The 14357-nt window shown below is 47.1% G+C and carries 10 protein-coding genes and 1 other annotated feature; all 10 genes read left to right on the forward strand.

The genetic code is table 11. From position 1 onward, the window contains the following. The first annotated feature begins 92 nt into the window (after window positions 1-92). The 10 genes from lon to AC2EXB_RS07550 all read left to right on the forward strand — a co-directional run bounded on the left by lon (window position 93) and on the right by AC2EXB_RS07550 (window position 14264). Complete coding sequence (lon, locus tag AC2EXB_RS07505) at window positions 93-2420, forward strand: endopeptidase La (protein WP_483604270.1); 2328 nt, start codon at window positions 93-95, stop codon at window positions 2418-2420. Continuing rightward, on the forward strand, window positions 2417-2998 hold the full coding sequence (gene yihA, locus AC2EXB_RS07510; protein WP_235198963.1) for a ribosome biogenesis GTP-binding protein YihA/YsxC: 582 nt from the start codon (window positions 2417-2419) through the stop codon (window positions 2996-2998). The genes lon and yihA overlap by 4 nt, the downstream gene beginning before the upstream one ends. Window positions 2999-3412: 414 nt before the next feature. Continuing rightward, window positions 3413-4780 (forward strand): glutamyl-tRNA reductase, encoded by a 1368-nt coding sequence (hemA, locus tag AC2EXB_RS07515; RefSeq protein WP_483604271.1) that lies wholly within the window; start codon window positions 3413-3415, stop codon window positions 4778-4780. 84 nt (window positions 4781-4864) lie between these two features. Then, complete coding sequence (gene ccsA / locus AC2EXB_RS07520; protein WP_235198965.1) at window positions 4865-5695, forward strand: cytochrome c biogenesis protein CcsA; 831 nt, start codon at window positions 4865-4867, stop codon at window positions 5693-5695. Between the two features lie 17 nt (window positions 5696-5712). Next, on the forward strand, window positions 5713-6642 hold the full coding sequence (gene hemC / locus AC2EXB_RS07525) for a hydroxymethylbilane synthase (protein WP_235198966.1): 930 nt from the start codon (window positions 5713-5715) through the stop codon (window positions 6640-6642). Further along, window positions 6635-7354, forward strand: a complete 720-nt coding sequence (locus tag AC2EXB_RS07530; protein ID WP_483604272.1) for a uroporphyrinogen-III synthase — start codon at window positions 6635-6637, stop codon at window positions 7352-7354. The genes hemC and AC2EXB_RS07530 overlap by 8 nt, the downstream gene beginning before the upstream one ends. Beyond that, window positions 7335-8315 carry a porphobilinogen synthase gene (hemB, locus tag AC2EXB_RS07535; RefSeq protein ID WP_235198968.1) on the forward strand — a complete coding sequence of 327 codons (981 nt, stop codon included), beginning with the start codon at window positions 7335-7337 and terminating at the stop codon, window positions 8313-8315. Before AC2EXB_RS07530 ends, hemB begins: the two co-directional genes overlap by 20 nt. Further along, window positions 8316-9602, forward strand: a complete 1287-nt coding sequence (hemL, locus tag AC2EXB_RS07540) for a glutamate-1-semialdehyde 2,1-aminomutase (RefSeq protein ID WP_483604273.1) — start codon at window positions 8316-8318, stop codon at window positions 9600-9602. Between the two features lie 189 nt (window positions 9603-9791). Continuing rightward, entirely contained in the window at window positions 9792-10841 is a 1050-nt protein-coding gene (locus tag AC2EXB_RS07545; protein WP_483604274.1) for an AbrB family transcriptional regulator, read from the forward strand. A 22-nt stretch (window positions 10842-10863) separates the two neighbouring features. Continuing rightward, window positions 10864-11085, forward strand: a binding site (T-box leader). A gap of 542 nt (window positions 11086-11627) precedes the next feature. Next, window positions 11628-14264 carry a valine--tRNA ligase gene (locus tag AC2EXB_RS07550; RefSeq protein ID WP_483604275.1) on the forward strand — a complete coding sequence of 879 codons (2637 nt, stop codon included), beginning with the start codon at window positions 11628-11630 and terminating at the stop codon, window positions 14262-14264. The last annotated feature ends 93 nt before the right edge of the window (window positions 14265-14357 follow it).

Consider the following 14357-nt stretch of genomic DNA (forward strand, 5'->3'; position numbering starts at 1 on the left):
TAGGATGATACGGGCTGACTCTGATCGTGCACATCCGCGCGTTTAGGGTCAGCTTGTTTTTTTGACGAAAATAACCGGAGGTGTTCTCCCGAATGGCTAAGAAAAAAATAACGAAACGCGTGCCTTTATTGCCGCTGCGAGGGCTCCTCGTATTTCCGACGATGGTCTTGCATATTGATGTAGGCCGGGAGCGGTCCATTGCGGCTCTAGAGCAGGCAATGCTTGAAGACAATATCATTTTCCTTGCAACTCAGAAAGAAATGAGTACAGAGCAGCCGGAAAAAGACGATCTGCATAAAATTGGTACACTCGCATACATTAAACAGATGTTGAAATTGCCGAACGGCACTATCCGTGTCCTTGTAGAAGGGCAGGAACGTGCGCAGTGGAAGCAATATACAGAAGAAGAAAACTTGACGATGGTTGAAGTGACGACGTTCCCGGATGAAACGGAACGGACAGCAGAGCAAGATGCATTAATGCGCTTGCTGCTGGAGCATTTCGAAAAATATGCAAAAGCTTCGAAGAAAATTACGACTGAAACTTACAACACTGTGGCTGATATCGAAGAGCCGGGCCGTTTAGCAGATATGGTGGCCTCGCATTTGCCGATCAAAGTGGCTGGCAAACAGGAGATTCTTGAAACCTTCAATATCGATAAGCGATTGGAAATGCTGATTACACGCTTGCATAATGAGCAAGAAGTGATCGATCTGGAAAAACGCATCAGCCAGCGCGTTAAAAAATCGATGGAACAGACGCAAAAAGAGTTTTACCTTCGTGAACAGATGAAGGCGATCCAAACAGAGCTTGGCGATAAAGACGGTAAATCAGCTGAAATCGTTGATCTGAAGAAACGCATCGAAGAAGCTGGCATGCCGGAATCTACGGAAAAAACAGCTCTGAAAGAATTGGACCGTTACGAAAAATTGCCGTCAGCAGCAGCTGAAAGCGGCATTATCCGCAATTACATCGAGTGGCTTGTGACGATTCCATGGTCGAATTCGACTGAAGACCGTTTGGATATCAAATACGCCGAAGAAGTCCTTGACCGTGACCATGACGGCTTGGAAAGCGTCAAAGAGCGTGTATTGGAGTATTTAGCCGTACAGCAGATGACGAAATCGCTTCGTGGGCCGATCCTTTGTTTAGTAGGGCCTCCCGGAGTCGGGAAAACTTCTCTAGCGAAATCGATTGCTGAATCGCTTGACCGCAAATTTGTCCGTGTATCCCTTGGCGGCGTGCGCGACGAATCGGAAATCCGTGGACACCGCCGCACGTATGTCGGCGCGATGCCAGGACGCATTATCCAAGGAATGAAAAAGGCATCTACTGTAAATCCAGTGTTTTTACTCGATGAAATCGATAAGATGTCGAATGATTTCCGCGGAGATCCTTCATCAGCTATGCTTGAAGTATTGGATCCGGAACAGAACAATTCATTCAGCGACCATTATATAGAAGAAACCTACGATCTTTCGAATGTTTTATTCATCGCGACGGCAAATGATCTTGGATCGATTCCAGGACCGCTTCGCGACCGGATGGAAGTCATTACGATTGCGGGCTACACAGAAGCGGAAAAACAAATGATCGCGAAAAACCATTTAGCGCCGAAGCAATTGAAAGAACATGGGTTGGAAGAAGACCAATTGACTTTCGATGACGCTGCATTGCTTTCCGTTGTCCGTTATTACACTCGGGAAGCGGGAGTCCGTGGCCTTGAGCGCCAAATTGCTTCCATTTGCCGCAAAGTGACGAAACAGATTGTCAGCGGTGAAAAAGAATCGGTGGCAGTAACGGCTGATTTAGTGGAAGAGTATTTAGGGAAGCGCAAATTCCGTTACGGTATGGCTGAAACGGTCAACCAAGTCGGCGTGGCGACAGGCCTTGCCTACACGACAGTTGGCGGAGACACGCTTCAGATCGAAGTTTCGTTATCGGCTGGCAAAGGCAAACTCCAATTGACTGGTAAACTGGGAGACGTCATGAAAGAGTCGGCACAGACGGCCCTTTCGTTTGTCCGAGCAAATGCCGAATCACTTGGCATTGACCCGTCTTTCCATGAATCGCAGGATATCCATATCCACGTACCTGAAGGAGCGGTGCCAAAAGACGGTCCATCTGCCGGGATTACGATTGCGACTGCACTGGTATCTGCGCTGTCTAAACGCCCGATTCGCCGCGAAGTCGGTATGACCGGTGAAATTACGCTGCGTGGACGCGTCTTGCCGATTGGCGGCGTGAAAGAGAAAACATTAAGCGCACACCGTGCCGGATTGAAAACGATCATCTTGCCGATAGATAACGAGCGGGATATCGAAGACATTCCGGAAAGTGTACGTGAAGAATTGACGTTCAAACTTGTTTCTCAAGCGGAAGAGGCACTCGAAATCGCATTAGAAGGAGAAAATGAATGATAGTCAATAATGTAGAACTTGTAATCAGCGCCGTCCGTCCGGATCAGTATCCGGAAGACGGCTTGCCGGAATTTGCCTTAGCGGGACGTTCAAATGTCGGGAAATCGTCTTTCATTAACAAAATGATCGGGCGTAAAAGCATGGCGCGCATTTCCTCAAAACCGGGGAAAACGCAGACCTTGAACTTTTACAAAATCGAAGAGAAATTGTTCTATGTGGATGTACCGGGCTATGGCTACGCAAAAGTGGCAAAGACGGAGCGCGAAGCATGGGGCAAAATGATCGAGCGGTATATTACGGGGCGCGATGAGTTAAAAGCGGTTATCCAAATCGTCGATCTTCGCCATCCGCCAAGCCGCGACGATATCGCGATGTACGATTTCATGAAGCATTACGATATTCCGTGCATCATCATTGCGACAAAAGCGGATAAGATTCCAAAAGGCAAATGGGACAAGCATAAGAAAATTGTCCGTGAAACCTTGGAAATGGAAAAAGGCGATCCGTTAATCGTCTTTTCATCTGAAACCGGGCTTGGCAAAGATGCAGCTTGGGCTGAAATCGAAAAAAGAATGTAATTGGGAAGAGTGCAGCTATGAGCTGTACTCTTTTTATATGGGGAAACAGCTTTCTGCAAATAAAGCCCGCTATTCCACAAATATAATAAGAAATTCCGCAAACAACTCGTTTATTGCGCAAATAAACGCCCGTATTCCGCAAACAAACGCGGTTATCCCGCAAACAACTCCAATTCCCTTCTTTAATATGCCGAAAGTTAATGCACTATTTCGACTAAGAGCGTTATACTTGTTGTCGGAAGGATGCTTTGCTAAACTTACATTATAATAATTATAAAGTAATAATATTAACTCCCACTGTACAGCAAAATGTAATAGTTTCATGGCTTGTTCACATTTTGAAAGGCTTCTGAAACTATAATAGTGGTATACTTATAGATAGGAAATATTGAACGTGAAAGGTGTTTTGATCCCATGCATACATTAGTAGTCGGGGTGAATTATCGCTCTGCACCAGTGGAAATCAGAGAAAAACTGTCGTTTATCGAGACTGAACTTCCACAAGCGATGCAAGCGTTAAAAGAGCAAAAAAGCATATTGGAAGATGTCATCGTATCGACCTGCAACCGGACAGAGATCTATGCAGTTGTCGATCAGCTTCACACCGGCCGTTATTACGTGAAGCAATTCTTGGCGGATTATTTCGGACTTCCGCAAGAGTCATTTTCCCAATATTTATTTGTCTATGAACAAGAAGAAGCGGTTGAGCATTTGTTCCGTGTAACTGCCGGCATCGATTCGATGGTGCTTGGAGAAACTCAGATCCTTGGACAGGTCCGTAACAGTTTCCTGGCTGGCCAAGAGTATGGGACGACTGGAACGGTTTTCAACCAATTGTTCAAGCAAGCAGTGACGCTGGCGAAACGTGCGCATTCAGAAACAGCGATCGGCGAGAATGCCGTATCGGTTTCATATGCAGCGGTGGAACTCGGCAAGAAAATCTTCGGCAGCTTGAAAAACAAGCATGTCGTGATTTTAGGTGCCGGGAAAATGGGCGAACTGGCGATTAAGAACTTGCAGGGCAGCGGAGCTAACCACGTGACGGTCATCAACCGTACGTTCGAGAAAGCGGAAGCTGTAGCAGAGAAGTTTGAAGGCAAAGCGTTGCCGATGAATCAATTGCAATGTGCACTCTTAGATGCGGACATTCTGATTTCTTCTACAGGCGCAACGGATTTTGTCATCGATTTCGAATTGATGCAATACGTAGAGAAGCTTCGCAAAGGCAAGCCATTATTCATCGTCGACATTGCGGTGCCGCGTGATATCGATCCGCGCATCGGTGATTTGTCCAATGTCTTTTTATACGACATCGATGATATGCAAGGAATAGTTGAAGCGAATTTGGCTGAGCGTGAACGCGCAGCTGGGCAAATCATGGCGATGATTGGGCAGGAGTCGAATCAGTTCAATGATTGGCTGGCGACGCTTGGTGTAGTTCCAGTGATTTCGGCATTGCGCCAAAAAGCATTGGCGATCCAGTCGGAAACTATGGCGAGCATTGAAAACAAAATGCCGGATCTGACAGACCGTGAAAAGAAAATCCTCAACAAACACACAAAATCGATCATCAATCAATTATTGAAAGACCCGATTTTGCAGGCGAAAGAAATGGCTGGTGCGCCAAAAGCGCGTGAGCAGCTCGAACTGTTCCAAAAGATTTTCGGAATTGAAGAGGAAGTCGAAGCAGAAATCCAGAAGCAGACGGCAGCTGTTAAACCAAAAGCGGCCACATCTTCAAAACAGGCAGAGCAACAGGAAATTCCCGGATATTCATTTTAAGCTTTCTGAAAGAGGCGTTTTCGAATCTATATGTTAAAATGTAGATACGAAGCGCCTTTAACTATGGAAACGAAGGGGAATAGGATGGCTGATATAACAATGGCAAGGCTGCATGAAGCTATGGTTATTCTATATGCTGTCAGCCTTGTTTTTTATTTTATCGATTATTTATATAAAGAGAAAAAAGCCAGCCGCATTGCCATGACGTTGCTTGGAATTGTTTGGGTTTTGCAGACTGTGTTTTTAGTGCTGTATATTATTGAAACGCAGCGCTTTCCAATATTGACCCTTTTCGAAGGGATCTATTTTTATGCTTGGCTGCTCGTGACCTTGTCACTTGTCCTTCGCATATTTTACCGCTTCGATTTTGCGGTATTTTTCATTAACATCATCGGATTTATCTTTATGACCATCCATACATTCGCGCCGGTTCAGATTGAACGGTCGCCGGTAGGGGAATCGCTCGTTTCGGAGCTGTTGCTGATTCACATCACGTTTGCCATTTTGTCTTATGTGGCGTTTTCGCTATCCTTCGTTTTTTCAGCGCTTTACATGATTTTGTACCGCTTGCTGAAAAAGAAAAAATGGACGAAACAGTGGAGCAATCTGCCGTCGCTTGGGCAAGCGGAGCTCGGCATGACGATTTCAATACTGGTCGGAATTTCCTTGCTGTTCGTATCGCTCGTGCTTGGGCTTCAATGGGCAGTCATTTCGCTGAATGAGTTCTCGCTCTTCGATATGAAGATCGTCGGGTCCTTCATTTTGCTGCTCGTCTACAGCTGGATTCTATACCGCAACCGCAAAGGTTCACTTAGCGGCATGCCGTATGCGATGGCCCATATTTATGCATTTTTATTATTATTGATCAATTTCTTTTTAGGAAGTCGGTTATCTGAATTTCATTTCTGGTATTAAAGAAGGGTAGGATTCAAATGAGAAAAATTATTGTAGGTTCAAGAAGAAGTAAACTTGCGTTGACGCAAACGAATCAGTTTATCGAAAAATTAAAAGCGGCAGGTGCGCCGTTTGAATTTGAAATAAAAGAAATCGTGACAAAAGGCGACCGAATTCTTGACGTGACGCTTTCTAAAGTTGGAGGCAAAGGCTTGTTTGTTAAAGAAATTGAACAAGCGCTCTACAATAAAGAAATCGACTTTGCAGTCCACAGCATGAAGGATATGCCATCTGTTCTTCCGGAAGGCCTTGTCATTGGCTGTATCCCGGAACGTGAAGATCCACGTGATGCTTTCATTTCAAACGATCACGTGAAGTTTATGGACCTTCCAATTGGAGCAGTTGTCGGAACTAGCAGCCTGCGCCGCAGTTCCCAATTGCTATTGCTGCGTCCGGACCTTGATATCCAGTGGATCCGCGGAAACATTGATACACGCCTGGCGAAATTGCATTCAGGCGATTTCGATGCAATCTTGCTTGCTGCTGCCGGACTGAAGCGCATGGGCTGGAAAGAAGACATCGTGACGGAATTTTTGGAAGTTGAAGAATGCCTTCCTGCAATCGGCCAAGGGGCGCTTGCTATCGAATGCCGCGAAGAAGATACGGAATTGCTTGCGGAATTGGCAAAACTTAATGATGAGAACACAGCGCTTGCAGTTAATGCAGAACGCAAATTCTTGAAAGATATGGACGGCAGCTGCCAAGTGCCGATTGCCGGCTATGCAACGGTTTCTGAAGGAGAAATTTCATTTACTGGTTTGATTTCATCGCCTGATGCTGAGCAAGTGTTCAAAGAAACAGCTATCAGCCGCGATCCGATCGAAGCAGGCCGTACGGTAGCTGAAAAAATCAGTTCACAAGGCGGCTATGAGTTGATCCAAAAAGTAAAAGCTGAGAGCAATGTCTGAGAAGATAAACGCTTTAAAGGGTGAGACCATTGTTTTTACCGGTTCAAGAAAGCCGGAAGAAGCGGTCTTAAAAGTAGAACAATTGGGCGGCAAAGCTTTGTATTTGCCGCTTATTGAAACTTCCATTCGCCAAAGCGAAATGCCGAAGGTCCAACTATACGATTGGCTGATTTTCACGAGCGGCACGAGTGCGGAGGCTTTTTGCCAACTGCACGTTCCGACTCAAGCGAAAATCGCCGCCGTTGGGGAAAAGACGGCTGAAACTTTAGAGCAGCATGGCTACCGTGTGGATTTTATTCCCACCGTCTATAGTGCAGATGTTTTTGTGAAGGAATTCCCGGCATTAGTCGGGAGCGATGTGAAATGCCTGTTTGTGAAAGGGACGCTTGCGAAGAGCACGATTGCATCGATGCCGCTCCATGTTGATGAATGGACAATTTATGAGACTTCCCTTAAAATCGGCAATGCACGCACATTGATGGAAATGAAAGAATTGATTGTGATATTTGCCAGTCCTTCAGCTGTCTCGGCTTACCGGGAAGCAGGAGGGGATTGGTCGGGTATCCGGACGGCGGCCATTGGCCACATTACGGAAAACGCCATCAAACAGAATGGCGGCCATGTCGATTACCGCCCGAAAAAGTATACGTATTTAGAAGTGATCAACGAAATAGCGAAAGGGAGTTGCAATGATGACAGAATTGAATTTTAGACGCCATCGCCGCCTGCGCGGATCGGCTAATATCCGTTCGATGGTTCGCGAAACGAGCGTACAGAAAGAAGATTTTATTTACCCGATTTTTGTTGTGGAAGGCGAAAATGTAAAAGAGGAAATTTCATCAATGCCGGGCGTATTCCATTTTTCATTGGATAGACTAGGCGAAGAATTGGACGAAGTGGTTTCTTTAGGAATTCCTTCTGTCATTTTGTTCGGTGTGCCGAATGAAAAAGACGCTGTCGGGTCGCAAGCTTACCACGACCACGGCATCACGCAGGAAGCGATCCGCTTCGCAAAAAATCGCCATCCGGAATTAGTGGTGATTGCCGATACATGCCTTTGCCAATATACAGACCACGGCCATTGCGGCGTGATCGAAAATGGTGTCATCTTGAACGACGAATCGCTTGATTTGCTTGCCCGTACAGCGGTGTCCCAAGCGAAAGCAGGAGCGGACATTATTGCGCCGTCGAACATGATGGACGGCTTTGTCGCAGCAATCCGCTACGGTTTGGACCAGGCTGGATTTGAAAATACGCCGATTATGTCCTACGGCGTGAAATATTCTTCCGCTTACTACGGCCCGTTCCGTGAAGCGGCGCATTCAACACCGCAGTTCGGTGACCGCAAGACTTATCAGATGGATCCGGCGAACCGCTTGGAAGCTTTACGCGAAGCAGGATCAGATATTGAAGAAGGTGCGGATTTCATGATCGTGAAACCGGCTCTTTCTTATTTGGACATCATCCGTGAAGTACGCGACAACTTTGATGTGCCGATTGTTGCCTACAACGTCAGCGGCGAGTATGCAATGGTCAAAGCTGCGGCATTGAATGGCTGGGTTGACGAAAAACAGATCGTTCTTGAAACTTTGCTCAGCATGAAACGCGCTGGAGCGGATATCTTGATGACGTATCATGCAAAAGATGCGGCACGCTGGCTGGAGGAGAAGTAAATGGGATACGAAAATTCAATTGCAGCATTTAACGAAGCAAAAAACTTAATGCCGGGCGGCGTCAATAGCCCGGTGCGTGCGTTTAAATCGGTCAATATGGATCCGATTTTCATGGCTTCCGGCAGCGGTGCGACGATTACGGATATCGATGGCAATACGTATATCGACTATGTGTTGTCTTGGGGTCCGCTGATCCTAGGTCATACGCATCCGGAAGTAGTCAAAGCGATTCAGGCAACTGCGATGTCCGGCACAAGTTTCGGTGCGCCGACTTTGCTTGAAAATGAACTTGCTAAACTTGTAATGGAGCGTGTACCATCGATTGAAATGGTGCGCATGGTTTCTTCAGGAACGGAAGCGACGATGAGTGCATTGCGCGTAGCGCGCGGCTATACCGGACGCAATAAAATCTTGAAATTCGAAGGCTGCTACCACGGCCACGGCGACAGCCTTTTGATCAAAGCGGGCTCAGGTGTTGCAACGCTTGGCTTGCCGGATTCACCGGGAGTGCCGGCATCGATTGCGCAAAACACGATCACCGTTCCTTACAATGATTTGGAAAGCGTAAGACACGCATTCCGTGAATTCGGCAACGATCTCGCTGCTGTCATTGTTGAGCCGGTTGCCGGCAATATGGGTGTTGTCCCGCCGAAAGACGGTTTCTTGCAGGAGCTTCGCAATTTGACGACTGAAAATGGCACAATCTTGATTTTTGACGAAGTCATGACCGGATTCCGCGTCGGCTATAACTGCGCACAAGGCTATTTCGGCGTAACGCCGGATATGACATGCCTAGGCAAAGTGATCGGCGGCGGACTTCCTGTCGGCGCATTCGGCGGCAAACGCGAAATCATGGAACAAGTGGCGCCAAGCGGTTCAATCTACCAAGCAGGGACGCTTTCAGGCAATCCGCTTGCGATGACTGCAGGATTTGAAACCTTAAGCCGTTTAAATGAAGCGAGCTACGAAACCTTCATTGAACGCGGGGATCAGCTGGAAGCCGGTTTCCGTGCGGCAGCTGAGAAATACAACATCCCGCATACGGTGAACCGTGCGGGTTCCATGATCGGCTTTTTCTTCACGAATGAAGAAGTGGTGGATTTTGAAACAGCAAAAACATCCGATACGGCATTATTTGCCGATTACTACCGCTTGATGGCGGAAGAAGGCATTTTCCTGCCGCCATCCCAGTTTGAAGGCATGTTCTTATCAACTGCCCATACAGAAGAGCATATTGCGAAAACGGTGGAAGCTTTCCATAACGTATTCGCTAAATTAGCACGTTAATAAAAGAAGATAAGTGAGCGGGCGGATAGTAAGTTTATCCGTCCGTTTTTTTGTGGAATAAAAGAGTGCGGATGACTATAGAATCGGGTTTTCCTCTCTTAGAACTTCAAAAAGCGCTCATAGAGTTCATAGCGCTTCTATTTTGGTGTATCATGGACATTAGCTTAAGTTGTGAAAGTAGGAAATTTTGTGAGACCGTTTATCTTAACTGCGTTGATCGCTATTGCTTCAGGTGCTTTATTTGAAGCCGTCGGTATGTTTTTGCCTTGGCTGCTTGGGCCGATGTTCGTGCTATTGATCCTGAATCAATTTACAAAACTGAAATTCTACTGGCCGAAATTTTTGAAAGTCGCTGGCCTTGTGCTTCTAGGAGTGCAAATCGGCTCCTCATTTTCGCGTGAAGCGGTGTTTTTGATGTGGCTCGATTTGCCGTTCATGGCCTTTCTGACATTTTCCGTCGTCGCCTTATCCTTGCTTCTAGGCTTGCTTTTCCGAAAGATGGCCGATGAAAGCTTGGCGACAAGTCTACTCGGCTCGATGCCTGGTGGCTTGTCGCAGATGGTCGTCATTTCGGAAGATGTTAAGTCTGCGAATGTCACAGTCGTGACGATGATGCAGACTTTCCGTATCTTACTAGTCGTAACGATTGTGCCGTTTTTAACCGTATTCCTGGATGGGCGAGAAGCTGGCGAAATCCTGTCGCAGGAATTTTCGTTTGCTCCTGGCCATTTCTTCTTGGCGATTGCTGCCGGGATCCTCGTTTACTTCGGAATGAAAAAAATCGGATTCCCAGCGGCGGAAGTGCTCGCACCAATCCTCACAATGGCCGGCATGCAAACAATCACTGGGGAAGTATTAGTTGAAATGCCGTACTGGCTCATTGCCATGGCGCAGATTTTCATCGGGGCAAATTTGGGGCTGCAGATGGAACAAGTTCGTGAAAAGATGAATATCCGTCTTGGTACAGCCATCGTCGTAAATAATATTTTGCTGATTGTCTTCTCGACTGGCATCGCGTATCTCTTAACGAGCTGGCTGCCGGGCTATTTATTCCTCGATTTCTTCTTGAGTGCAGCGCCAGGGGGCATGGCTGAAATGGCAATTACTGCGCTTGATGCCGGAGCGGATGTGGCCTTGATCACAAGCTTTCATTTATTCCGCCTCTTCTTTATCCTGCTCGTCGCCTCGCCGATTGTGGCCGTTATCGTGAAAAAGCTTGACGGTAAAAGCGCAAATTGAGTACAATGGATTCAAGTAAATAATTAATGCGTTGATGAGGATAGTAAAATGTGCGTACATTTCAGAGAGAAGGCCGCTTGGTGAAAGGCTTTCATGAACAAGCATTTGAATGTCACCTCGGAGCAGTTTCCGTGAAATTCGAGTAGCGGGGACCGGATGTGAAATCCGTTATCGAACTTGAGAGCCAGGTTCTTTTTGACTTGCGCATAAAGGTGGTACCGCGAACAACTCCTTCGTCCTTTTACAGACGAAGGGGTTTTTTTGTTTTCTAAAGGAGTGGAAGGATATTACGCAAAGCAGCTCTACTTTTCTGCGAGAGCATTCATTGCTTTACTGCATAACTTACTACCATATGTTGAAATAAATTGTTTTACAAAATGATATTCCGCAAAACAGCTACGCTTTCCGCGGGCTCGCGCTAAGCTAACTCGGGCTAAAAGCCCGAGTGGATCTCAGCACTTCGCTGGTCCCGCAGGAGTCTCCGCTGTTTGCTCCATATCAAGGCATCCCTTAGCGCCGGCGCGTCCAGGGGCTAGGCGGAGCAATAAGACGAGTGCTCTTCTCGGCTTATTGTGTGAGGCAAGGAGCGACTTGTCGCCTCCTTTGCGACGAGCAGTGCGCAGGAGCATAATCTTTGCACTGCCCAAAGCGCCGAAGCGATTTGTAAAAGCTAATTCTTTAGTTCAACATATGTGGTCATGAATGTTAATAGTTCTTTCATTATTAGTTATGAAAACAACGCACCACGCTCAAGTTCGTACTTTAGTAAAAAAAGGAGGAATTGCAATGACTGAACAAATGCCGACAAAGTATGATCCGCAGGCGATTGAAAAAGGCCGCTACGAGTGGTGGATTGACAACAAGTTTTTTGAAGCGAAGCCGGAAAGCGGCAAGACGCCGTATACGATTGTGATTCCGCCGCCGAACGTAACAGGGAAATTGCACTTAGGGCACGCATGGGATACGACGCTCCAAGATATCATGACGCGCATGAAACGCATGCAAGGATACGATGCCTTATGGCTTCCAGGAATGGACCATGCCGGAATTGCGACGCAGGCGAAAGTGGAGGGGAAATTGCGTGAAGAAGGCAAATCCCGCTATGACCTTGGCCGCGAAAAATTCCTTGAAGAATCGTGGAAATGGAAAGAGGAATACGCTGGGCATATCCGTGAACAATGGTCGAAGCTCGGCCTTGGACTTGATTACTCCCGTGAGCGCTTCACGTTGGATGCAGGCTTATCGGATGCTGTTAAAGAAGTATTCGTTAAATTGTATGAGAAAAAACTCATCTACCGCGGCAAATACATCATCAACTGGGATCCAGCGACGAAAACCGCTATTTCCGATATCGAAGTTATCTACAAAGATGTGCAAGGTGCATTCTATCATATGCGCTATCCATTGGCTGACGGCAGCGGGCACATCGAAATTGCGACAACGCGTCCGGAAACGATGCTTGGCGATACAGCCGTTGCGGTTCACCCGAAAGACGAGCGCTACCAGCACTTGATCGGCAAGAAAATCATACTTCCGATTGTTGGGCGCGAAATGGAAATCGTTGCGGACGATTACGTGGATATGGAATTCGGAAGCGGTGCGGTGAAAATTACGCCTGCTCACGACCCGAATGACTTTGAAATCGGCAATCGCCACAATCTTGAGCGCGTCTTGATCATGCACGAAGACGGCACGATGAACGAAAACGCCGGCAAATACGAAGGCATGGACCGCTTCGAATGCCGCAAGCAGATCGTTAAAGACCTACAGGACATGGATGTTTTATTCAAAATTGAAGAGCATATGCATTCGGTTGGACATTCCGAGCGCAGCGGTGCCGTAGTTGAGCCGTATCTATCGACGCAATGGTTCGTGGATATGAAGCCACTTGCGCAAAAATCGGTGGATCTTCAAAAAGGCGAAGACGGTGTGAATTTCGTGCCGGACCGTTTTGAAAAAACTTATCTTCACTGGATGGAGAACATCCGCGACTGGTGCATTTCCCGTCAATTATGGTGGGGCCATCAGATTCCAGCTTGGTACCACAACGAAACTGGCGAAATTTACGTAGGCATGGACGCACCAGAAGATGCTGAAAACTGGACACAGGACGAAGACGTTCTGGATACTTGGTTCTCATCAGCTCTATGGCCGTTCTCTACGCTTGGCTGGCCGGACGCAGATAATGAAGAGTTGAAACGCTACTACCCGACAGACGCACTTGTAACGGGCTATGACATCATCAACTTCTGGGTTTCGCGCATGATTTTCCAAGCGCTTGAATTCACGGAAGAAAAACCGTTTAAAGACGTATTGATCCACGGACTGGTTCGCGATGCGGAAGGACGCAAAATGTCGAAATCCCTTGGCAACGGCGTTGATCCGATGGACGTAATTTCTGAATACGGCGCGGATTCGCTTCGCTACTTCCTGGCGACGGCTTCAAGCCCAGGGCAGGATCTCCGCTTCTCGATGGAAAAAGTGGAATCGGTTTGGAACTTTGCGAATAAAATCTGGAATGCTTCCCGTTTCGCTTTGATGAATATGGAAGGCATGACGTACGATGAAATCGATCTTTCCGGCAAACGTTCAGTAGCCGATTCATGGATTTTGACTCGTTTGAATGAAACCATCGAACAAGTGACGCATCTTGCGGAACGCTATGAATTCGGTGAAGTGGGCCGTTCGCTTTACAACTTCATCTGGGATGATTTCTGTGACTGGTATATCGAGATGGCGAAATTGCCATTGTACGGGGAAGACGAAGAAGCGAAGAAAATGACGCGTTCGGTTCTTGCGTACGTACTCGACAACACAATGCGCCTATTGCACCCATTCATGCCGTTCATCACAGAAGAAATCTGGCAGAACTTGCCGCACCAAGGCGAATCGATTACCGTTGCAGCATGGCCGGTAGTTGACGAATCCTTGTCTGAACAAAGTGAGTCGACGAACATGAAATTATTGATGGACATCATCACAGCTGTTCGTACAATCCGTGCAGAAGTACAGTCGCCGATGAGCAAGAAAGTGCCATTGACGATTTCTGCTAAAGACGAAAACACGCATAATGTGTTGACGACAAATGCCGCGTACATCGAACGTTTCTGCAACCCGGAAACATTGACGATCGGCCAAAACATCGCAGCACCGGAAAAATCAATGTCCGCTGTTGTATCTGGAGCGGAATTGTTCATGCCGCTTGAAGGTTTGATCGATGTTGACGCAGAACTTGCGCGCCTTCAAAAGGAACTTGAGAAATGGGCGAAGGAAGTCAAACTCGTTCAAGGCAAGCTGTCGAACGAACGCTTCGTTTCCAAAGCGCCTGAAGCAGTAGTGGCCGAAGAACGCAAAAAAGAAGCCGACTACCTCGAAAAACACGCAACCGTTGAAAAACGCATGGAAGAATTAAAGAATCTATAAAAGTTGAAAGCCGGCCATTCTCGAATTTGAGGGTGGCCGACTTTTTTGTGTTCTATTGACACTACTCGGCTCATTATCGACACTAAATCACTT

Source organism: Planococcus alkaliphilus (genome assembly GCF_057031095.1).

What these genes read in the sequence shown, in the direction of transcription:
- lon (WP_483604270.1), top strand. Translation starts at nt 93, where the DNA reads ATGGCTAAGAAAAAAATAACGAAACGCGTGCCTTTATTGCCGCTGCGA.
- yihA (WP_235198963.1), top strand. Translation starts at nt 2,417, where the DNA reads ATGATAGTCAATAATGTAGAACTTGTAATCAGCGCCGTCCGTCCGGAT.
- hemA (WP_483604271.1), top strand. Translation starts at nt 3,413, where the DNA reads ATGCATACATTAGTAGTCGGGGTGAATTATCGCTCTGCACCAGTGGAA.
- ccsA (WP_235198965.1), top strand. Translation starts at nt 4,865, where the DNA reads ATGGCTGATATAACAATGGCAAGGCTGCATGAAGCTATGGTTATTCTA.
- hemC (WP_235198966.1), top strand. Translation starts at nt 5,713, where the DNA reads ATGAGAAAAATTATTGTAGGTTCAAGAAGAAGTAAACTTGCGTTGACG.
- AC2EXB_RS07530 (WP_483604272.1), top strand. Translation starts at nt 6,635, where the DNA reads ATGTCTGAGAAGATAAACGCTTTAAAGGGTGAGACCATTGTTTTTACC.
- hemB (WP_235198968.1), top strand. Translation starts at nt 7,335, where the DNA reads ATGACAGAATTGAATTTTAGACGCCATCGCCGCCTGCGCGGATCGGCT.
- hemL (WP_483604273.1), top strand. Translation starts at nt 8,316, where the DNA reads ATGGGATACGAAAATTCAATTGCAGCATTTAACGAAGCAAAAAACTTA.
- AC2EXB_RS07550 (WP_483604275.1), top strand. Translation starts at nt 11,628, where the DNA reads ATGACTGAACAAATGCCGACAAAGTATGATCCGCAGGCGATTGAAAAA.